This window comes from Alkalihalobacillus sp. AL-G (assembly GCF_030643805.1).
In the GTDB taxonomy this organism is placed as follows: Bacteria; Bacillota; Bacilli; order Bacillales; family Fictibacillaceae; genus Pseudalkalibacillus.
On sequence record NZ_CP094656.1, the window covers coordinates 1,033,832 to 1,055,222 of the forward strand.

The following is a 21,391-nucleotide window of genomic DNA, read 5'->3' on the forward strand; positions in this document are numbered from 1 at the left end:
AGTCATGTTACAATAAAAATGAACATACCAAACAAGCTTCAAACGTATGTATTTGAAGTTATTGGAATAATTGTATTTTTTTAGAATTTTACTAGACTTTGAAAGCCTCTTTACGTTTTAATATCGCGTAAATCCAGTGAATTAACTTGTTTACACAAGCAATAATCGCTACTTTATGTGGTTTGCCTTCTTTACGCTTTTTATCATAGTGAGCTCTAAGTTTTGGGTTTCGATCCTTTGTTATGCCACATTGCACTGCTGTATAAAGTGATTGTCGAAGTCGAGACGATCCTCTTTTTGTAATCCGGTTGATTGTGGCTCTGAACTTACCAGATTCATGAACACTGGGATCGACTCCAGCGTAGGCAACCAATTTTTTCGGGTGGGTAAACTGATCAACCTCCCCAATTTCGGAGATGATTGTGGCGGCAATCTTCCCACCTATACCGGGGATTGATCGGATAATCTTATAATCTTCAAATTCTTCAGCCAGGGCATCTATCTCTTCAAGTAGTTTTGATAGGTGCCTTTGGTGTTGAAGAAGAATTTCGATGTACATCGTTAGTGTGACAATATGGCTCGTATATAAATTGCGTTTAAAAGGATCTCTATCTGCAGCTTGTTTAAGCATATGCGCTTTCTCCAATGCCCACTTGTAAGAGCGTTTAGCGCCTTGTTTGAGAATCACTTCAGCGATTTGTTCAACGGACTCACCCATAACACCTTGAGGTGTTTGATAGTGGCGTAAGGTAGATAACGATGTCGGAGAATAAAGAGCTCCGAAGACTGCTTTATACTCCGGAAATACTTGATCCAAAATCGTCTGGAACTGCAGTTTGATTTTTACATAGGTTTCAGTAAGAGAATCATGTTGACGTGTTAAATTACGTAAGTTCATATGCTCAATGGTCTTCTTCTGAAAGGGCTGAAGGTCATCATATTGGTAATAAAGTTCTCCCAATCGAAAAGCGTCAATAGCGTCTGTCTTAACTTTCCTTAAGCTCATCTTTTTCGCTTCGTGAGAGAGAACTGGGTTGATTAGATAATAGACGATACCACGGTCTTCTAAAAACTGTAGTACAGGCTCATGGTAATGACCTGTGGATTCAAAAACGACTGCTGGGGATAGTCCTGCAGCTTCTTCAACCTCTCGATAGAACTGATAAAAATCCTGTAACCCCAAAACATTGTGTTCGAATACAAAGCTCTTCTTGTAAGGGGTTTTCTTCTGTAAAAAGGCTTGAACTTGGCTTTTCCCTTTAGCGACATCCAGGCCAATCACTGGATCCATAGGTTATCAATCTCCTTTATATAGTTTTTGCCGGTAGCCCCTAAACTATCTTGCAGTGTCATAGCTTCGCTTGTTATGCGGGATCAGTGTCCCAACCAGCCTCAAACATGTTTCTACAAGTAGGGGGTGGACAGTATAGCGGACGGGATCATGTCCCACGGGGGCTTACGTCCTACCCCGGCTACCTAAAGCATAACCTATAAAAAATAGGTCAACCAGAAATGACTGGCTGACCTTATAATACGATCGGGGGCTTTAATGGAATAAATCATTACAAAGAAATGGGCTTAGAGGAGGTTTTCCTCTAAGCCTTTTTGATGTTAATTATACTATGAATCATTACACGAATACTGTGTGATTTCCCTTACGATTTGGTCTGTATTTTTAAATTATGCACCACACAAGTGAACCCGTTAAGCAACTATTCCTGGGGTCATTCATTTTTAAGGCACTATGCTAAATTTTCGGGTCACACCACAGTTTTTCATCATTTTACCTCCGGAATCCAAGCCTCTAACTTTTTCATGACTAAACCCCCGCTCAAAAAGTAAATGACAGAGCTCATATAGAAAATGATATGGATGGTGAAGTAGTCTGCCAGGAATCCACCTGCAATAATGGCCATCGCTGAAAAAATCGATGTCCAAAAATGATAGCGTCCTATTTTCGCTCCTCGGTTTGTTCCATCTGTAAAATCAGCAATGAGCACTTTTTCACCATGCTTTTGCAACGCACCCAAAATACCAAGTAACAACTGGATCCCATATACTTGTAAAATCGAAGTAATGTGAGGGAACAGCAAGAGTAGAGCCGCCATGCCAAACGAATGGATGATGAGAAAGAGCCCCTGATCAACCTTCTTAGATAACCGGCCGAGTAATGGATGAACAAGCGCCGCGCTAAGTCCGAATATCCCATAAGATAACCCGAACTGGCTGAAGCTTGTTCCGACATTTTTAATGAACAGTATATAAAAAGGAAAGATGAGGCTGCTCGCAAAAAAGACACTGCTTTGCGATAAAATAAGAACTTTTAGCTTCTTGTTATCCATTATTTGTACCTCTCATAAAATAGGCTGTAAAACCGTTCGTTCGGATCATACTTAAGCTTCTTTTTGAAAAATTCCTCGGCTCTAGGATAGGCATGATACATCTGCTTTTTTGTTGGATATAACATGTAAGGCAAATAATAGCTTCCATTATGCTTCAGTGTGATATCGACCATTTTCTGGACAATCCTTTTCGTTTCTTTTTTATCTTTATCAGATAATCCTTGGTTGATGAGAAGAACAAGTGCAAACATATCATCCTTCGCGTAAGACAATACTGCATCCTCGTCCTCGTTCACATAGCGGATGGTAATGTTGATTAAATTGAGATCTTCCTCAGAAAGCAACTCGCGTAAATCATCAATATAAGTAGAAAAGTTTTCAACAGGGACAAAATATTCCTGGAGTACATCGGTATCGTTTTTGCTGTCATACTCTAAAAAATCAGATTCAGAGCGCATGACATTGTTCCGGGTCATCAACTTTCCGCTCGTCTCCAAAAAGTATTTTTTCTGAGCTTCCCAAAAAACATTTTTCCCCCAGTCGAAGTCTCGGGCCAATCCGAGGGCAAACTTGGTGACAGCGGTATAACGCTCGCCCTTCAGCTCGTTATATTGCTCGAGCTGTTGTTCAGCAGCCAATTCATAATTCGTTACATACATCTCGGTTAAAAACGAATCCGGAGCGGTTGAAATTCGTGCTAGGTGCATCCGAACATCAGGGTTTTCTTTTACATTGTTTATAAAATAATCGCTATATTCTTTGTAGTCGATCTCTTCCGTCTCCAGCTTATAGAGCTCATCATCAGTTAGTCCAAGGGTCACATCAAGGATTACACCGAACAGACCATAACCCCCGAGTGCAAGGTAAAAGAGCTCCTCATTCTCCTCACGGCTGACATTAAGAGTTTTCCCGTCAGCGGTCAAAAGACGAAACGATCTCACCGTATCAATCAACGACCCATATCGAATATCCCGTCCGTGTGCATTAACGCTGATCGAGCCGCCGATGGTAAAAATGTTTTGCGATTGCATAACCTTGATTGCAAGACCATGCGGATTTATGTACTGCTGGATATCGTCCCAAGTCGTGCCGCTTTGAACGGTTATCGTCTTCCCTTCAGAATCAAAATCTAAAATCTGATTGTAGCTCGTCATATCGAGGACGACGGAATTTTTATAGTAGGTATGTCCTCCCATGCTATGCTGCTTTCCAGCAATCGATATTTTAAGGTTCTTTTCGTTCGCTTCCTCAATGACTTGCTTGATGCTTTCTAGCTCATGTCCTTGAACAACCTCTTTCACTTTTACCGGCATCAGGTTACTCACATCGGTTATGACTAAGTCAGGGTTGGTTGTTGTTTCTTGATGTATTGAAGTCATAAACATAGTTATATAGACTACAATACAAACAAGTAGGATGATCATTCGTTTCATAAAACTCTCTCCCTTAATTTCTGCATGGTGTAATATTACACTATATGTGATATTTTTCAAGAGAGAGCTAGCTTCAAATTTTATGCATAAAAAAATTCCTCAATACAGTTTTGCAAATGGTAAACTATGTATAAAGGTGAAAAATTTAGGGGTTGATTCCATGTGTTTGATTGCGAGAGGTATAGGGTTTGTAGCTTCAATAAGCAGTATAGTGTTGTGGATAATCATGATTTTTTTAAATCCATATAGTCCTGGTACCTCATTAGACGTCGTGATCAATACTTTTGTAACACTTTTAACACCTGCATGCGTCGTACTTATCGGAACTTACTTCAACCATTCGCCTGCAATCTACATCGGATTCGTAATCTCACTCCCGATAAGCCTATATTTACTCGGCACACCAGGTATCTTTTTGTTCTTTGGAGTAACTTCATTTTTGTATCTCATCACGGCCGTATTATTTACAGTTCATAACCGATTCAACAGCCATCGGGAAAAGACGTTTCAATAAACTTAATACTAAAGAAAAAATGGGAGGTGGATGTATGCCTAAAAAAATCAGTATGTTTCTTCTTTTAAATATAGCTTTATTACTTTTTACTTTAATGGCTCCTGCACCTGTACAAGCTTGCTCCTGTGCAGAAACAAATAGTGTAGCAGATGAACTGAATAGGTCCGATGTCGTTTTCAGCGGTAATGTCGTCAATGTAGATAGGGGTGGTGGATTTTTTGGTCCAAATAGAAAGTCGGTAAAGTTTAAAGTCTCCAAAACATGGAAAGGTACAAAGCAAAAATCGATTATTATTACGACAGGTTTTGGAGGGGGAGACTGTGGATTTGAATTTGAAGCGGGCAAGGAATATTTGGTTTATGCAATTCATTCATCAACGTATGATGGAAAACTCACAACAGGTATCTGTGATCGGACGACTGAATTATCAGCTGCAGCTGAAGACCTCATTATACTTGGTGAAGGTGATGAACCTACAATCGAGAGTAAACCCGAGAGCAAATTCGCCAATGGATATCTATGGGGGAGCATTATTCTAGGGCTCGGTATTCTCGGTTATTTGATCTGGAGAAAAAACAGAGGTGCCCAAAATTAAAAGACTAATATTCATGGTAATGCTCCTACTTTTAACTGCATGTGTGGGAGAAGAGACGATTCGTAACCAAACGTTTGAAAAAGCGATTAATTCCGAATTGAAAAAAGCGGGGACTACCGAAATCCGATTAAAGGAACACACAGATTTTCCTTGGGACAAGGCTTTTGTTTTCACTCCGTATACATCAAATGAACAAATCCAAGAACAGCTGGCTGATAATGATATCGACAGCAAATTAGAAAGCAGTATTGAATACCTAGACGGCTTTAACCTGATCGTTTTTACGAATGATGGTGAGGTCGTTCAGTATGCTGAAGTTTCTCGAAAATACGGTGATCTAAAGGTTAAGGAAAACAATGGATTTACTCCTGAACACGATGAAGTACCAGTTCAATTACATAATAGTTAATACGATAACCTGGAGGCTTTTATGGCAAATTGGCAAACACAAATGATTGATACGAATCGTGGTAGTTTTGAAGTTTTTATAAAAGGTGAAGGGACACCGGTTTGCGTTACTCATCATTATTCTGAATTCAATTCGAGCGGGGACTATTTTGCAGACTCTTTTACAGACAATCATAAAGTCTATCTCGTTAATCTAAGAGAAGCGGGGAACTCCGAAAAAGCACATGAATCGTATCAGTTGAGCATGTTTGAGGCTGTTTTAGACCTGGAAGCGATTCGAGATGCTCTCGGTTATTCCACTTGGACATTTGCAGGCCATTCAACTGGAGGGATGATCGGGGTTCTTTACGGCATTCATTTTTCCGCCTCATTAGATTCTCTCATTATAGTTGGAAGTGCCGCGAGAGAATTTGCCTCTTCCTCAGCAAAATGCATCTACAACAGGGAGCACCCGGAATATCAAAACATGCAGGATTTAATTGAGGAACTTAAGGATCCGAAACTCACCAAAGATGAACGGGGTGAGCTTTCCAAAGAACGTACGAAACTTTCCCTGCATAATCCGGAGCAATACGATGTCTATTTTTCGAAACCAACTCATAAAAAGATGTCAGCAGTGCGGATGAACTTTTTTGTAAGGGAAGCATTAATATTCGATGTAACCCGTCAACTCAAAAAAATTACGGCAGACACCTTAATTATATGCGGAGAGCATGATGTGCAATGTCCGATTGAATTTTCACAGGAAATGCATAGGCTAATCCCGAATTCTGAATTAGTAGTCTTTGATCAAAGTAATCACTATCCATTTCTGGAGCAGAGAAAGTTGTTTCAAAGAGTGGTCCATGAGTACTTAACAATCAACTAGGTTGGTAGAAGGGGGATCCGTATGATTCCTATAGTACATATGTTGTGGATAATAGTCAGTTATTTTATAGGTTGCATGAATGGTGGTTATTATTTGGTACGTTTGTTAAGAAAACAGGATATACGTCAGTTTGGTAGTGGGAATGCAGGTGCTACGAATACGGGTCGATTGCTTGGAAAAATTGGTTTTGTTGCTTCTTTTTTCATCGATATCGCGAAAGGACTCTTGGTTTTGTGGGTTCCACTAGTTCTTGAATGGGGCGAGGTAATTTGTGTGTTAGCTGGGATTGCTGTTGTTGTAGGTCATATTTGGCCAGTTCAACTCCAGTTTCGTGGCGGAAAGGGTATTGCTGTATTTCTTGGTGTACTGTTACTACTAGATGTTTGGACAGTTGGGATCATCTTACTCGTATTCTTATTGCTATACTTTTTTTATAGAAGGTTTGTGATAATGGGGCTAGCCGCACTGGCACTTTCCCCATTTGTGATGTTCCTCCTAGATGACGTTGGGTCCATTACGATAATCGGAACAGCTATCATAACCGGTATTGTAATTTATGCACACCGAAAAAATATTCGTGAAGAGTTCGATAGGATTATTTAATGGAAGTTGGAGTGATACACATGAATGTTACCTCACCCCTGATCTTTAAAATCGCAACAGATCCAAAAGAGTTTGAGCAAATCCACCAATTAAACTACCAAACATTCGTAGATGAAATTCCACAGCATGAATCAAATGATACGGGACATTTAATAGATAAATTTGACGATGAGAATACATATATTATTTGTTTGAACGGCGACAAGCTTGTTGGAATGATGGCGGTACGGGCGAAACGACCTTTTTCATTAGATAAAAAACTTGTAAACTTAGAATCTTATTTGCCGAAAAACCGTTCAATTTGTGAGATTCGCCTGCTTGCTGTTCAGAAAAGCTACCGGAACGGTCGTGTGTTCTTTAATCTATCAAGACGACTTATCGAATTTTGTAATGATAACGGATTTGACTTAGCGATTATTTCTGGAACAGTGAGGGAACAAAAGCTTTATCGCCACCTTGGATTTGTTCCATTTGGTCCATTGGTCGGAGAAGATGACGCGCAATTCCAGCCGATGTTTTTAACAAGAGAAGCTTTTGAGCAAAAAGGAAAACTGTTTTGGAAAATTGAAGAACGATCACAAAGAAAAAAGAAAGTGAATGAAAACTTTTTGCCTGGACCCGTCAAGCTTCGCAAGGAGGTCTTGAATGCGTTCCAGAAAGAACCAGTATCTCATCGGGCAAACACGTTTTTAGATGAATTCGAGCAAACAAAAGAGCGGTTGCTGCAAATTACGAATGCTAAGCATGTTGAAATCCTTCTAGGGACAGGGACGCTCGGTAACGATGTCGTTGCAGGTCAGTTGGCTCTGTTAAACAAGCATGGTCTCATTTTAGTAAATGGGGAGTTCGGCGAACGTCTCGTCGATTATGCTACTCGATTCGGGCTTTCGTTTCAAACAGTTGAATATGAGTGGGGACAGTCCTTCGATAGAGAAGAAATTGAGGAAGTATGCTGGAAGAACCCCGACATTCGATGGATCTGGGCGGTACATTGTGAAACCTCGACAGGTCTTCTCAACGATATGGAGATGTTGAAGGCGATAAGTGCAAATGGGGAATATAAGCTTTGTTTGGATTGCTGCAGTTCGCTCGGCAGTGTCCCTGTTAACCTTGAGGGGGTTTATCTGGCTTCATCCGGAAGTGGAAAAGCACTAGGATCATTTGCAGGGCTATCGTTCGTCTTTTACAATCATAAAGTCAAGCCCGATCATTCGATTCCACGCTACATTGATCTTGGGTATTATCGAGAAAAAGGGGGCGTACCTTTCACACACTCCTCAAATCTTGTACATGCTCTGAATACTGCAATAACAAACTTTGAACGAGAAAATGTTTATGAGAAACAACAGGAACTAGCGGATTGGTTAAAACAAGAGCTTACACGTAATGGGTTCCGTATAATCGGAACATCACCGAGCATCGTAACGATAGCTTTATCTCATCAGCAATCTTCCGGAGAAATCGGTGAACAATTAGATAACAAAGGGTATCAGCTCAGTTACCGCAGCGACTACTTAATTCAGAAAAATTGGATTCAAATCGCATTGATGGGACACATCAGCAAAGAGAAAATCATCCCACTTCTCGATGAATTGTGTATTGTTGCTAAGTCGCCGACGATATGATTTCTACAAAGATTAATAAAAATATAAAGGGTGATCGTAATATGTTTGATAGTCTTTTGCAAACGAATATTAGAGTGAGAAATCTTGCAAAAGCGGTTGATTGGTATCAGGAGGTTCTCGGATTAAGATTGATTAATGTTTATGAAGATACTACCGCACTATTAGATTTTGGAATCAGGGAGGCTGACACGCAGAACCCGATTATCTGCCTAATCAAACTATCAGAAAATGAGGAGCAGATAACTGCGGATACAATCACTTATCCTGTTTTTAAAATAGCAGATGCAAAGATAGGGACGATCTACGATGAATTGAAACGAAAGGGCGTCCGAGTTGAAGAAACACCTGCGAATAAAGCGCATTTCAAATTTTATGATTGTGAAGGTAATTTGATAGAATGCTTTCATCCGAAGGCTTATGAATAATTGTGAGGTGGCCGAGTTGGGTAGTATTGATAAACGAAACCGATTGGATGAAGAGGTATTTACTTATAGAGTTTCAAAAAATAATACAGTTTTTATCGACTGGAATGGAAAACAAGCCAAGATGCTTAAAGGAAAAGAAGCAGACAAACTTTTAAAGAAAATCGACCAAGCTAATAGTGAAAAAGACGTACAGCTACTATTGGCAAAAGTAACAGGCAACTTCAAAAGAGGGAACGAACGGAAAGAGTAAATTTAATTGATGGTAAAAATTCACTCTATTATACCTAACTGTATTTCAAAACATGGGAAAGATGAAAGCGATTTATTCCTGTCATTTTCAAGAGGAAAAATCGCTTTTTTTTTTAGTCTAATACATCCCCTTGTTCAATCCATTTTTCCACACTCTGTAGAAGTGGTTGCAGACTGTTTTCTTCAAACGGGGAGGTTAAGTTTGCGTCAGTTATTAATTCCAAATACGATTTGCTTCCCCCTATTTTGCACATTTTTATAAAGCTATCCCATGCCAGTTTCGGGTTCTTACTACTGAGGTCCCAAAACTGTACAGAACAGAAATGAGCCAGTTCATAATCCATGAAATAGAACGGTGTTGTAAACATGTGGCCAATTTCGTAAAAACCTCCGCCCCGCTCAAGAAACTGGTCCCCATTATAATCACGTTCAGGCAAATAGGTTTGTTCTAATTCCCTCCATTTTTTTCTCCTATCATCAGGTGAAGCATCGGGTTCTTCATAGATAAAGTGCTCGAACTCATCTACTACACAGGCGAGAGGCATATAATGAAACGCATTAGTAAGGTGGGCAAATTTATATTGTGCTGTATCTTTCGTGAAAAACATTTCCATCCATGGCCAAGCAAATCGCTCCATCGTAAAAGAGAATAGCTCTGCTGAATCATATGGAATAATGTATTCTGGTATATTCCAATGTCTACTCATATAAAATTGAAATGCATGCCCAGCTTCATGAGTGAATACGCGTATATCATTGGATGTCTTATTAAAATTCGCGAATATGAAGGGGTTATTGTTCTCACCTATGTAGGTTGCAAATGCCCCACCCATTTTTCCACTACGGGATTCCAAGTCAAACATTTTCCCATCTACCAACTCATTAAAAAATGCTTCAGTTTCGGGAGACATCTGCACAAACATTCGCTTGAATCCTTCTAGTATATTTTCAATTTCGCCTATTGGTTCTGGTTGTCCTTTTGGGAATTTGAGTTCTTCATCATAGTACTTCAATCGATCAACACCAATGCGTTTGCACTGTTCCCTCTTAAGAGATGATACAAAAGGTACACCATATTCTCGGACTTGTTTTCGATAATTTGATAATTCGACGGAAGTAAAGCTAGTCCGACTCATTCGATCATAACCAAGCTGGATAAAAGATGAATACCCTAGTTTTCTAGCGATAGCAGTTCTTGTTTTCACAAGCTGATCTAACAGTCGATCAAATTCGAATCTGTGTTGTTCAAAATAGAAGCTCTTAGCTTCAAAGGCCTGTTTTCTAATCTTTCTATCCTTAGATCCTAGGTATGGTGAAAGAGTAGAAAAGTTTAGTTCTTTCCCTTGAAACGTAAAAGAAACCTTACCTAATAATTGCTGGTATTCGGAAACCAATTTGTTTTCATACTGCAAATCCTTAACAACTTCTTCTGAGAAGGTCTTGACCTTAACATCGGCTAGACGAAACAACTGCTTTCCCCATTGTTCTTCTAGTTGAGGTCGGAATTTCGAACTAAGTATAACTTGGTAATACTGAGCTACTAAGTTTAAATAGTTCGGTTCTATTTGATTGAAGAATGTGTACTCTTTTTGGAAAAATACGTCTTCGAGGTTTTGAAAATATTGTAGCCTTACAAAGTTTTGGGTTGTTTCAAAAAGGAAACGGTGCTTGTTTAAATCTTCAAACCAATGATTTTGCTCACTAAAGGTGGTTGAGGACTCTAGTTTGTTTAATAAATTAAGAAATCTCTTTGAGTAGTCCTCTATTTTTAGTCTTTTAAAGCTCATTTGATTAGTTCTCATTAATTGAACCTCCCATATATGTTATTACCTTAAATAGTAAATTAGATTACTCTATAAAGTAAAGAAAAACTTTTGGAAGGATATAAATAGCTGTGAAAGAATTACTAGTAATGGAATGATAAGTTAATTGAAATGGGGTAATTCAATTGTCCGACAATATATTAGAACTTAACAAACAATCGTGGGAGCGTGCATCTTCTGAATTTTTTGGGGTCGATGCGTTGCCAAACTATGGTCCTTTTCACCTACAGAAGATGAACTGCAGATCTTTGGTGAAATTGCCGGTAAAAAGGTGCTGGAATTAGGGTGTGGAAGTGGACATTCTCTCAAGTATATGGCGGATCAGCATGCAGCGGAACTATGGGGTGTCGACCTATCCGAGAACCAAATTAAAACAGCAAAAGAAATATTACAACGCGAAAATCCAAACCTGCTTTGTGCGCCAATGGAAGAGGATATCGGCCTTCCAAAGGGCTATTTTGATATTGTTTTCTCTATTTATGCCTTAGGGTGGTCTACGAATCTAGCACAAACGCTAAGACTTATTCATTCGTATTTAAAACCAAATGGTAGTTTCGTTTTCAGCTGGGAGCATCCATTTTACTTACGAGCCAATAGCGATCAACTGATTGTTGACCAATCCTATCATGATGAAGGGCAAAGACGCTTTGATTCTTTTAAAATTGAGGACAATCCGGTCGTTTTTCAGCAACGCAAGCTTAGTTCCTACATCAACGAGTTAGTTCCAGCTGGTTTTATTATCGAACGAATTGAAGAACCTGAAGTATCAAATGAATTAAAGGACGTGGTTGATCAAACGCCTGAACGATATTATTCACTTTCAAAAGCAAGGATGATTCCGACGACGATTATTATCAAAGCTAGAAAATGCTGCCCAAACTAAACAACTGAAAAGTGGTGATTCCAATAGACATTCGATTAGAACAAGTAACAAGGGATAATTGGGAAGTGGCACTTCGATTAAAAGTAAAGGAAGAGCAACGTCAGTTTGTTCCAGAAGTTTCTGTATCTCTTGCAAAGGTGTACATCAAACCAGACGGTGACAATGTTGAATATATCCCATTTGCGATTTATGACGGTGAAAAGATGGTTGGTTTTGTCATGCATGCCTATGAAGCGGATACAACCGACATGTATTGGATTAACGGATTCATAATTGATGAAAGATACCAACGGAGAGGTTATGGAAGAGCAGCCTTAACTGAGATCTCTAAATGGATCGTCAATCGTTTTCCAAAATGCAAAGAAATTCGTCTTACCGTATATAAAGAAAATCATGGAGCACGGGAACTATATAAGAGATTCGGTTTCGAACCAACGGGTGATGTTTATGGAGAAGAAGATGCGTGGCGGCTTTTAGTAAATAAATGAATGATAAACAGAGACACACCCTCGTTAAAAAGGTTGAGAAGTAATGGTAGACGCGAAGATCATATAGTTAGACGAGAAATTTCGAAATTGGACGCGAAAAATGTAATTTACACGAGAAACGATCCATAATAGATGAAGGGCCTGAGTGAAACAGTCCCTTTTCTAATGTTTTGGTTGATTTTTTCCTGATCTTTTTGCTTCACGATGATTTTGTATGGTTTATTTTAAACGAGACCCTGGATTTCCTCTTCATTGAAGAATTGATTAACGTCTTTTTCAATTTTGACTGAGAAATAAATTGAAAATAAAAGATATTTTTAAAAGAGTAAAAATAATTACGTTTCAAGGTAAAAAATAATTGCATTTGAACGTAAACTAAATTACTATATGAAGTAAGGAGGGTGAATGAATGGAAAGCATTGAAAGTATTCGTTTAAATGTCGCTTTGTTGCGCAGACGGGTTCCGAATTTGACCAGCGCAGCCCGATCTGTAGGTTTACGGCCAGCAACGGTCTCCAATTTGTGCAATGGCAAAATTTCGGTAGGTCGAGCAGAAGTTCGTACCTTGGTCGCTCTTGCAACACTCGCGGAATGCAGTTTGGATGAACTGATTATTAGAGGGGAGAAGATCGAAATGATCGAAACAAAGATTAAGACATTGGATTTGTTTGCGCCGCTTGTCAAAGGTGGAACGGTCGGGTTAGTCGCCCGTCCGGGAATGGGTCAGCTCGTCATCTTATCGGAGCTTTTCCATCGATTGAAAAAGGAAGGCTATCTCACCCACCTCCTCATGCCGGAAGGGGAACATCCAGAGGTGAAGGATACGCTGGATTTTGTCGATACCGTCACACATTCAATCGATGAAGCGTATGAGAAAATTGCTGCTGCTGGTAAAACAAAGGACATCATGTTTGCTGCCGATCGTGCTCATGTCATTACAGGCGAAATTACAAAGCTTCAAGAACGATTACAAGATATCGGGATCGAAAACGTGACAACTCTATTGGTCGATTTAAAAGGGGAAGCGGTGGATGAAGAAGTACCGTACGGACCGCTTGAAACTCTTTGGCAATTTGATATTGATCTAGCGATGAGACATAAGTTTCCTGCCGTCAACCCGATTTACTCAACATCATCCGTACTTGAAGGGACGCATGTCGATCAAAGTCATTTTACTACACAACAGCGTGCACAAAAGCTGTTGAGGAGATACCGTGAATTACGTTCGGTAGTAAGTGTAAGAGGAATTGAAAGCGTTCCAACTGCAGAGGTTCAATCATACAAACGAGGAGAACTTCTTGAAGCGTACCTTACTCAACCGTTTTATGTCGCAGAGGAATTCACCGGTACAAAAGGGGAAGCGGTCAGTGTCCAAGATACGTTATCAGATGTACAAAAAATCCTAGACGGTGCAATGGACTCGAAGGAAGTTGATCAACTGGCTTATATCGGAAAACTTTAAAATAAAAACACGAAAGGCATTACTTCGAGTACGAAGTGATGCCTTTTTTGCAGGATTCAATATTGATAGACTAGAATTAAACAGAAGGAGAGCAAATAATTGGAGGCGACTAATGAAACGGGTAGATGTAGTAAGTTCGATACTTATCGATGAAGAAAATAAAAAAATCGTGCTCGTACAGAATAAAAAAGGCGATACAAGCTACTGGAGCTATCCAGGTGGTGCAGTTGAAGAAGGCGAAACATTAGAGCGAGCGGTCATCCGTGAAACAAAAGAAGAAGCAGGGCTGGATATTGAACTGACTGGCGGCATACAATCTGTTCGTGAGGCATTTTTTCCTGAGAAAGGCCACCATGTTGTGTTTTTTAGCTTTTTTGCGAAAATCATCGGCGGGGAAATGAAACCGATCGACCCTGACGGTGAAGTGGTCGATGTACGTTGGTTTGATTTTCAGGAAGCTGAGAACCTACTTACCTACATAGCAGAAGAAGCTAAGTTGAAATTTGATGGCCAGCAATCGTTCGCGCCATATTATTTTCAAAAATAGGAAGGAGTAGTGAAAAGTAATGGAAATGTTCAGATCGAAAACGTTATCCGTCTCAATTGATAGAGCAGCGAATGAAGCGGAGGAATTCATCCGGAACCCTGAGAACCTGCCATTATGGGCAACTTCCTTTGCAAAAGCAGTGAGAAAAGTAAACGATCAATGGATTATCGAAACATCGGACGGACCGATGAACATTCGTTTTGTTGATAAAAATGAATACGGAGTGCTCGACCATTATGTCACGGTTTCACCGGATCATACAATCTTGAATCCGATGCGAATCATCCCGATTGGAGACGGTTGCCAGGTCTTTTTCACGCTATTCAAAATGGATGGTATGACCGAGCAACAATTTTCCGAGGATATGCAAATGGTTCAGCAGGATTTGAAAAATTTGAAAGCATATTTGGAAGACAGACGCCCTTAATCGGATACTTTTTTGAAAAAAAGTCTCCCAATTGAATGTTTTTCAGATAAACGTGATCTGAATCATCCTGTGAACTGCGAAATTCGGCTGGGCCCCCTTATTTTGGACACATGCCCAGCCATTCTCCTTCTATCGTAGAATTTCTATAATTTCACTTTTGTGCTCGGGATCTGCCCTCTTCGAGATAAGTCATAATACTTCTGAGGCGTGTGTGGCTTCAAGCTTCCGTGATAACGAGAATGGTTATAGAAAGCGATATATTGATCCACATAATAAAAGGCTTCTTCGTAAAATCCAAATGCATATCGGTCAAAACACTCTCTCTGTAACACACTGTGAAAGGACTCAATATAAGCATTCATGTCTGGTGTCTTCTTTGGAATTCGCTCATGATAGACCTTGTGATGGTCACAAAAGTTGCCAAAGTCTTCGCTCACAAACTGGGGTCCGTTATCGGTTCGAAGAATCAGCTTCTTCTCAAATTCCCCAGATTTAAAGTGCACTTTCCGACGTATAAGTGCTTTTGTCAACATCGTTGTAATATGTTTCGCCTTACAAACCGATCCACAATAATAACCAACAATGGTTCGATCATAAACGTCAATCGCACTACACACGTAAAAGAAGGCGTTGGAATCCGTTATGTTTCCATATTTGATGTCGACTTGCCAGAGTTGATTCGAGCCTGTAATCGTACGATTTCTCGCAAGTTTTCTTGGGTGTTTTGCTTTTTTTGTGTTCGGTTTTTTTAGAATTCCTAGCCCTTTACACATCCGGTACACTTTATGCTTACTAATGATCAGGGAGTGGTGGTCTTTTAGATATAGGGTCCATTTTTTGTAGCCCATAGCTCCCAACCACTCGTCCCAATAAAGTTCCATCAGATATTCTGCGATTTGCGCATCCGGAATCTTTTCCCCTTGATTGGATACCGAGTAGCCCGGAATCGGCCGCCCTCTTTTTTTCACGTCCTCTTTGCCCCCTTGGCCTCGTAATAATAATAGAGTGACCTGGTGAAGTTGAAAGCCTCTGTCGCTTTGATCACAGAAAACCCTTCTTGCACCCACATTTTGATTTCTTCAAGCTGCACTAGTATGGGGATTTGTTTTTTTTAAGAAGTTCCCTCAACATCGCTACTTCTAATTCTTTTTCGCCTAGTAGCTTCATGGCATGATCATATTTCTTTTCTAATTCTTTTCTGGATGTTTGTGGGGTTAAGGCCTCTGTTCCTTCAACTTCCATTTCATCTCGAACCTCATCTTCATAGGTCCTCATCCACTTTCGGAGGGTCTCTGTGGAAATCCCCGCACCCTTTGCCGTGGAACTCATCTTATTGGTCTCGAGGGCCATCCGGACATATTGTTTTTTTACTTCCTCTAATACCTCAATTTTTTTCTTCGGCATAACCAATCACCTCCCCCAAGTAGCTAAAATAGCTTATTTTTAATATAAGGGAGAATGATTTTGGTGTCTAAATGATTTAGGGGGCCTAAAAGAATTAAGATGGTTTACTGCGAAAAATGAAAATTAACTGCGAAAATCAAAAAAGAACTGCGAAAATCTATTAAATAGAATGTAATCAATGCAAGGAGGTAGTTTGTGGGCTACATTGAGGATTTACGAGCAAAGGTTGGACAGAGCCCTGTTATACTTGTTGGGGCAGTAGCCGTAATTGTCGACGAACAAAATCGAATTTTACTCCAACAACGAAAATTTCCCAAAGGAGTGTGGGGAGTTCCAGGTGGGTTAATGGAATTAGCTGAATCGACTGAAGATGTTGCAAAACGGGAGGTTTACGAAGAGACGGGGTTGGAAATAAGTGACCTCAAACTAATCAATGTTTATTCAGGATCTGACCATTTTATAAAAGCTCAAAATGGTGATGAATTTTATGTCGTCACGGTGGCTTATTTTACCCACAACTTTGAAGGAGAAATGAAAGTAGATACAAGCGAATCAATAAAGTATGAATTCTTTTCACCCGACAAATTACCAAAAAATATGGTCAAAAGCCATAGACTCATCCTTGATGAATATTTACATAAGCACTACTCAACGTATGATTATAAATAGGGGTGGTTTTTTGAAGTTTCGTAAAGGGGTATTCATTATATTTGCAGGCTTGATTGTTTTATCAGGCTGCTCAAATAATGGGGAGAATCAACCAGTACTTATTGTTGAAAAACCTGCCGAAATTGGAGAGGGATTCGAACAATTCAAGGAAATAGATGATAGACAGAATGTTGAAACAGCTAAAGAACTGGTCGGAAATATTCGCTGGGCAAATGGTAACCCTACGTGGATCCATCACCCAGACTATCTGTTTTATTTTAAAGACAACAAAGAAAAGTATTATATTGGGATAACTCCTAATAAAGAACAGTTAGAATTGGAAGTAAAAGAACAAGATAAATTTGTGAAATTAACCAAGACAAAATCTAACGAATTGTATCAAATTTTAACTGGAGAAAAACTATCTGAGTAATTTAAAAGTGTGGATCAGGAGGTAGATTCCATGGATTATCATGACCATAAACATATCAAATCGGAAAAAGGCAAGAAATTATTGAAGAAAACAAGAGATATCTGCATGAAGTTTCCAGAGGTTGAAGAACAGGTCGATAAGTTTGGTCATACATCCTTTCGTGTAAAGGACAAGCCATTCGTCATGCTAGGCGAAAATCTTGAGGAGCCTTCCATATCAATCAAAATGCTGAAGACGACACAGGAAATGCTCCTTCAACAAGATGGATACACGAAAACACCTTACATCGGTCAACACGGGTGGACGTCATTCGATACGAACTCATTGAACTGGAACGAAATCGAAGACTATATTCTGGAGGGCTATTTAAGAACTGCCCCGAAAAGTCTCATAAAACAAGTGCAACAATAACTAGAAACTAAGGCGGTGTATACACCATGAAATTAGGTACAGTAGGAACAAGCCGGATTACAAATTCATTTATTGAAGCAGCAGGGAAAAGTGGGAAATTAACATTGAATGCTGTCTATTCACGTTCGTTTGAAAAGGCAAGGCAAATCGCCGATACATATAACGCACCTTATACATTTGATGATTTAGAACAAATGGCAAAAAGTAATTACATTGAGATCGTTTATATTGCTTCACCTAACTCTCTACATTATGAACAAGCTAAACTGTTTTTACAGCATAAAAAGCATGTCATTTGTGAAAAACCAATCTTTTCGAATACAAAGGAATGGGAGGATGCTTATCAAGTTGCTGAAGAAAATGGAGTGTTTTTGTTCGAGGCAATGCGTAATATCCATTCACCGAACTCTAAAATCCTCAAGCGACAAATCGGAAAAGCAGGGAAAATACGGAGTGCGATGTTACACTACATCCAATACTCCTCACGCTATGATTTAGTTTTAAAAGGAGAAGAACCGAATATTTTTTCGCCACGGTTTTCTGGAGGGGCACTCGTCGATTTAGGTGTCTATCCGACTAGTCTCGCTGTTTCCTTATTTGGTGAGCCTGATCATATTACCTACTATCCGGTTATGTTACGAAGCGGAGTTGATGGAAGCGGAACTCTGATTTTAAAATACGATGGGTTCATATGTACAATCCTATGCTCGAAGATTTCCCACTCCCACATTCCTTCAGAAATCCACGGGGAAGAAGGTTCATTTGTCCTAGATCATGTAGCACCTATTACGAACATCAAGTTTGTCGACAGACATTCCAAAAAGAGCCACAATCTTGAAGAGCCTCGGTATGAAAACGAAATGATCTACGAGGTTGAAGAGTTCGTACGGATTATTAAAACAAATGATCAACAACAGTATGAGGAATTGAAGGGTATAGGTCGAATGGTTCTGACGGTAACCGAAACCGCTCGTCAACAAAATGATATTGTATTTGAAAATGAAAAATAAAAGACATCTCCCGATAATAATCCGGGAGATGCTTATTACTTACCGATTCACGATTTTGTTGTAGGAATTGACAGTGAAAACGTAATAGATAAGGTAAATAATCACATATGCTGTCATCGAAATGAGGATCGGCAAGATTACATTTACACCAATCAAATTTGAGAAGAGATTCGTGCATATATTTACGATCATGGTGCTATGCAAAACGCCGACTACCAAAGGCAATGCAAAAACGACAAACAGCTGCTTCATGAGTGAAAAGCGAATCGCTTTTCTACTTACACCAATCTTTCGTAAAATTTCATAACGATCTTTATCCGAATTCGCTTCTGTCAGTTGTTTGAAATAGATCATACTTCCAGTGGCAGCTAAAAACACAAGCCCCAAAAATCCGAAAGTAAAGAGATATAACCCCTTTCCTTCCAAACCTTCCTTATATTCAGTATAAAAGGAAGTCAGTTGATTCTTCTCTTCTGAAGCGAGTTTCGTTAGTCTTTCAGTCGTGATCTTTATATCCTTTTCACCAGCTACTTCATAGGCTTTGTAGACAATTGGGGTCAATTGATTTTCAATGTCGGCAAAAACTGAGTCACTGATTACGATATAAACATCTGGATAACTCCAGCTCACGACCCGATTATCTATCATCTCGACGAATTCGAGCTTTCGACTTCCTTCAGGTGTTTCGACCTTGATCGAATGCCCTTCATAGTCCGAAAAAGACTCATCCGTGTACAAAGGCTTTATAATGGCTGCCTTATTACCAGTAAGCTCAACAGTTTCCTTACGTTCTAATTTTTCAGCAACAGTATTGAACGTACTTTCAGAGACAAGCTTAAATGGTTTTTCCTTTGCGAATTCATCCATAATATGCGCCATGTAGTCAGGAACAGTTCCATCTGAATCGTCCAATCCAACTTTTATGACAGGGATATCCATTTGTGCAGTGATCGGATGTTCTTCATCAGATTCAATAATTTGTGCCACTTTTTGATTAAAGGCTTTATCGGCCGACATGTGTGTATAACTGAATGGAGCAGCACGGTTGGCATGAATTGCATTGCTATAATATTGGCTGAAAATAATACTGATTGAACTTAATGTTATTGCACTCAGTAACGCTATAATCGTGAACGTTCGGGAATTCCCTTTGATACGGAACATTAAATGAGAGGTCCCGATTAGATTCAGTCCACGGTAATAACGGGATTTATTTTTTTGTGCCGTTCGTAAAAGAAATACGGTGACTGATCGGAATAATAGAAAGGTTCCAATGACAATTCCGGCTAATATCATCAAAAGATTCGTTAATAAATACTCGTTCGTAAGGTCGGTTGGAAATGGCTTTAATGCCAACCAATAACTCGTAGCGAGTAGAACCACACCAATACCAGCGGCAATGACAGATGCTTTAGGAGCTTGTTCTCCTTCTTTATCAGCCTGAAATAACTCTATTAACTGAAAGCGGTAAATCAGACGATACCCTTGAATCGAAGTAAATAAAATCAGGACTGCAAATACAATACTTGTATTAATGATCGCCTCTATAGAAAAATTCAATCCGACTTCGACCTCAGAACCAAGAAGCTTGATCAACATCATCGAAAACAATTTGGAAAGCAGTGTACCGAGAAAGACTCCTGTCACAAGGACGACAGCCCCCATAATCAAGTTTTCATAAAACAACATTTGACCGATTTTCTTTTTCCGAACACCGAGCAATGAATAGAGTCCAACTTCCTTTTTGCGCTTTTTCATGAAAAAAGAATTGGAATAAAGGATGAAGACAGCGACGAATAAGATCAAGATGACAGACGCGATTAAAAAGGTAGACTGCATCGTTTGGGATAACTCCAGGCTTTTCTGGATTTCCTTACTGTATTGTAACGAAACAAAGGTAAAATAAATGACGACACTTAACAGCATGGAAAAGAAATAGATTACATAGTTTTGCAGGTTCCCTTTGATGTTTTTCTTCGCGATACTAAATAACGTCATTCGTACCGCCTCCTAGTACTGCCAGTACATCCAATACTTTATTGAAAAATTCCTTTCGGGACGAATTGCCTTTCACGAGTTCCGTGAAAATCTTTCCATCCTTGATGAATAAAACTCGTTTGCAGTAGCTTGCGGCAAATGCATCATGGGTGACCATCAAGACCGTCGCGTTATTTTGTTCATTCAGGCTTTTCAAGCTTTCAAGCAAATCGGTCGCTGATTTTGAATCCAGTGCACCGGTCGGCTCATCTGCAAGTAATAAGCTGGGGTTGGAAACAATCGCACGGGAAGCAGCTGTTCGCTGCTTTTGTCCCCCGGAAATTTGATACGGGTATTTTTCCAACAACGGACGGATCCCGAATGTATCCGCGATCGCATCAACCCTGCGTTCCAATTCCTTCGGGTTCACTTTTGCAAGTGCGAGCGGAAGGATGATGTTCTCTTTGACAGTTAACGTGTCCAACAGATTATAGTCCTGGAAAAGGAATCCGAGCTTATCACGACGGAATTCCGATAACTGCTCTTCATTCATTTTTAAAATACTCATTCCATCAATCACGATGTCACCGGATGTAGGCTGATCGATCGTCGCCAACACATTCAGTAATGTCGACTTACCAGCACCGGAAGGTCCCATAATCCCGACAAACTCGCCTTCATGGACAGTCAGGTCGATTTCATCAAGAGCTGTAAACACATTCCCTTTTGCACCGTAGACCTTTTTTACTCGTTTTGCTTCTACAACAGATTTCATTTATAAATTCCTCCATGGGTTTGATTAATGATGATAACCTT

The 21,391-nt window shown here is 39.6% G+C and carries 24 protein-coding genes and 1 pseudogene; 17 read left to right on the top strand and 8 right to left on the bottom strand.

Annotation, left to right across the window (positions count from 1 at the left end):
- Positions 1-91: 91 nt before the first annotated feature.
- From MOJ78_RS05290 to MOJ78_RS05300, 3 genes are all read right to left on the bottom strand, one after another.
- On the bottom strand, positions 92-1,291 hold the full coding sequence (locus MOJ78_RS05290) for an IS110 family RNA-guided transposase (protein ID WP_304980162.1): 1,200 nt from the start codon (positions 1,289-1,291) through the stop codon (positions 92-94).
- Between the two features lie 487 nt (positions 1,292-1,778).
- Entirely contained in the window at positions 1,779-2,342 is a 564-nt protein-coding gene (locus MOJ78_RS05295) for an MFS transporter (RefSeq protein ID WP_304980163.1), read from the bottom strand.
- The gene (locus MOJ78_RS05300) at positions 2,342-3,775 is read right to left on the bottom strand and encodes an FAD-binding protein (RefSeq protein WP_370529771.1); all 1,434 of its coding nucleotides are present in this window, start codon (positions 3,773-3,775) and stop codon (positions 2,342-2,344) included. Before MOJ78_RS05300 ends, MOJ78_RS05295 begins: the two co-directional genes overlap by 1 nt.
- Before the next feature lie 160 nt (positions 3,776-3,935).
- On the opposite strand from MOJ78_RS05300, the gene MOJ78_RS05305 reads away from it, so the two are divergent.
- From MOJ78_RS05305 to MOJ78_RS05340, 8 genes are read left to right on the top strand one after another with little or no spacing between them, the layout of a single operon-like run.
- Positions 3,936-4,289 carry a hypothetical protein gene (locus MOJ78_RS05305; protein ID WP_304980164.1) on the top strand — a complete coding sequence of 118 codons (354 nt, stop codon included), beginning with the start codon at positions 3,936-3,938 and terminating at the stop codon, positions 4,287-4,289.
- Between the two features lie 34 nt (positions 4,290-4,323).
- Positions 4,324-4,884: a hypothetical protein gene (locus tag MOJ78_RS05310; RefSeq protein ID WP_304980165.1), complete on the top strand. Its 561-nt coding sequence runs from the start codon at positions 4,324-4,326 to the stop codon at positions 4,882-4,884.
- Entirely contained in the window at positions 4,871-5,293 is a 423-nt protein-coding gene (locus MOJ78_RS05315; RefSeq protein WP_304980166.1) for a hypothetical protein, read from the top strand. The genes MOJ78_RS05310 and MOJ78_RS05315 overlap by 14 nt, the downstream gene beginning before the upstream one ends.
- A 21-nt stretch (positions 5,294-5,314) precedes the next feature.
- Entirely contained in the window at positions 5,315-6,160 is an 846-nt protein-coding gene (locus tag MOJ78_RS05320) for an alpha/beta fold hydrolase (protein ID WP_304980167.1), read from the top strand.
- Positions 6,161-6,181: 21 nt separating this feature from the next.
- Entirely contained in the window at positions 6,182-6,763 is a 582-nt protein-coding gene (locus MOJ78_RS05325) for a glycerol-3-phosphate acyltransferase (RefSeq protein WP_304980168.1), read from the top strand.
- 20 nt (positions 6,764-6,783) lie between these two features.
- A complete protein-coding gene (locus tag MOJ78_RS05330) occupies positions 6,784-8,388 on the top strand; it encodes an aminotransferase class V-fold PLP-dependent enzyme (RefSeq protein ID WP_304980169.1) in 1,605 nt (534 codons plus the stop codon).
- 41 nt (positions 8,389-8,429) lie between these two features.
- The gene (locus MOJ78_RS05335) at positions 8,430-8,813 is read left to right on the top strand and encodes a VOC family protein (protein ID WP_304980170.1); all 384 of its coding nucleotides are present in this window, start codon (positions 8,430-8,432) and stop codon (positions 8,811-8,813) included.
- 16 nt (positions 8,814-8,829) lie between these two features.
- Entirely contained in the window at positions 8,830-9,063 is a 234-nt protein-coding gene (locus MOJ78_RS05340; protein ID WP_304980171.1) for a hypothetical protein, read from the top strand.
- A gap of 112 nt (positions 9,064-9,175) precedes the next feature.
- On the opposite strand, the gene MOJ78_RS05345 is transcribed toward MOJ78_RS05340, so the two are convergent.
- Positions 9,176-10,864: a M3 family oligoendopeptidase gene (locus MOJ78_RS05345; protein WP_304980172.1), complete on the bottom strand. Its 1,689-nt coding sequence runs from the start codon at positions 10,862-10,864 to the stop codon at positions 9,176-9,178.
- Positions 10,865-11,010: 146 nt separating this feature from the next.
- On the opposite strand from MOJ78_RS05345, the pseudogene MOJ78_RS05350 reads away from it, so the two are divergent.
- The 5 genes and pseudogenes from MOJ78_RS05350 to MOJ78_RS05370 all read left to right on the top strand — a co-directional run bounded on the left by MOJ78_RS05350 (position 11,011) and on the right by MOJ78_RS05370 (position 14,692).
- Positions 11,011-11,768: pseudogene (locus MOJ78_RS05350) on the top strand (class I SAM-dependent methyltransferase).
- A gap of 23 nt (positions 11,769-11,791) precedes the next feature.
- Positions 11,792-12,256 carry a GNAT family N-acetyltransferase gene (locus tag MOJ78_RS05355; protein ID WP_304981188.1) on the top strand — a complete coding sequence of 155 codons (465 nt, stop codon included), beginning with the start codon at positions 11,792-11,794 and terminating at the stop codon, positions 12,254-12,256.
- Between the two features lie 418 nt (positions 12,257-12,674).
- On the top strand, positions 12,675-13,718 hold the full coding sequence (locus MOJ78_RS05360; protein WP_304981189.1) for a P-loop NTPase family protein: 1,044 nt from the start codon (positions 12,675-12,677) through the stop codon (positions 13,716-13,718).
- 112 nt (positions 13,719-13,830) lie between these two features.
- The gene (locus MOJ78_RS05365; RefSeq protein WP_304980173.1) at positions 13,831-14,265 is read left to right on the top strand and encodes an NUDIX hydrolase; all 435 of its coding nucleotides are present in this window, start codon (positions 13,831-13,833) and stop codon (positions 14,263-14,265) included.
- Between the two features lie 19 nt (positions 14,266-14,284).
- Entirely contained in the window at positions 14,285-14,692 is a 408-nt protein-coding gene (locus MOJ78_RS05370; RefSeq protein ID WP_304980174.1) for an SRPBCC family protein, read from the top strand.
- A 143-nt stretch (positions 14,693-14,835) separates the two neighbouring features.
- Here MOJ78_RS05370 and MOJ78_RS05375 read toward each other — a convergent pair whose 3' ends face one another.
- Positions 14,836-15,660 (bottom strand): IS3 family transposase, encoded by an 825-nt coding sequence (locus MOJ78_RS05375; RefSeq protein WP_304978279.1) that lies wholly within the window; start codon positions 15,658-15,660, stop codon positions 14,836-14,838.
- A gap of 121 nt (positions 15,661-15,781) precedes the next feature.
- The gene (locus MOJ78_RS05380; RefSeq protein ID WP_304979160.1) at positions 15,782-16,096 is read right to left on the bottom strand and encodes a hypothetical protein; all 315 of its coding nucleotides are present in this window, start codon (positions 16,094-16,096) and stop codon (positions 15,782-15,784) included.
- Between the two features lie 195 nt (positions 16,097-16,291).
- On the opposite strand from MOJ78_RS05380, the gene MOJ78_RS05385 reads away from it, so the two are divergent.
- From MOJ78_RS05385 to MOJ78_RS05400, 4 genes are read left to right on the top strand one after another with little or no spacing between them, the layout of a single operon-like run.
- Positions 16,292-16,765: an NUDIX hydrolase gene (locus MOJ78_RS05385; RefSeq protein ID WP_304980175.1), complete on the top strand. Its 474-nt coding sequence runs from the start codon at positions 16,292-16,294 to the stop codon at positions 16,763-16,765.
- Positions 16,766-16,775: 10 nt separating this feature from the next.
- Complete coding sequence (locus MOJ78_RS05390; RefSeq protein WP_304980176.1) at positions 16,776-17,177, top strand: hypothetical protein; 402 nt, start codon at positions 16,776-16,778, stop codon at positions 17,175-17,177.
- 30 nt (positions 17,178-17,207) lie between these two features.
- Positions 17,208-17,588: an MmcQ/YjbR family DNA-binding protein gene (locus tag MOJ78_RS05395; RefSeq protein WP_304980177.1), complete on the top strand. Its 381-nt coding sequence runs from the start codon at positions 17,208-17,210 to the stop codon at positions 17,586-17,588.
- Positions 17,589-17,614: 26 nt separating this feature from the next.
- Positions 17,615-18,598: a Gfo/Idh/MocA family protein gene (locus MOJ78_RS05400; RefSeq protein WP_304980178.1), complete on the top strand. Its 984-nt coding sequence runs from the start codon at positions 17,615-17,617 to the stop codon at positions 18,596-18,598.
- 39 nt (positions 18,599-18,637) lie between these two features.
- On the opposite strand, the gene MOJ78_RS05405 is transcribed toward MOJ78_RS05400, so the two are convergent.
- Both MOJ78_RS05405 and MOJ78_RS05410 read right to left on the bottom strand, forming a co-directional pair.
- Positions 18,638-20,596: an ABC transporter permease gene (locus tag MOJ78_RS05405; RefSeq protein WP_304980179.1), complete on the bottom strand. Its 1,959-nt coding sequence runs from the start codon at positions 20,594-20,596 to the stop codon at positions 18,638-18,640.
- Positions 20,583-21,350: an ABC transporter ATP-binding protein gene (locus tag MOJ78_RS05410; RefSeq protein ID WP_304980180.1), complete on the bottom strand. Its 768-nt coding sequence runs from the start codon at positions 21,348-21,350 to the stop codon at positions 20,583-20,585. The genes MOJ78_RS05405 and MOJ78_RS05410 overlap by 14 nt, the downstream gene beginning before the upstream one ends.
- Positions 21,351-21,391: the final 41 nt, after the last annotated feature.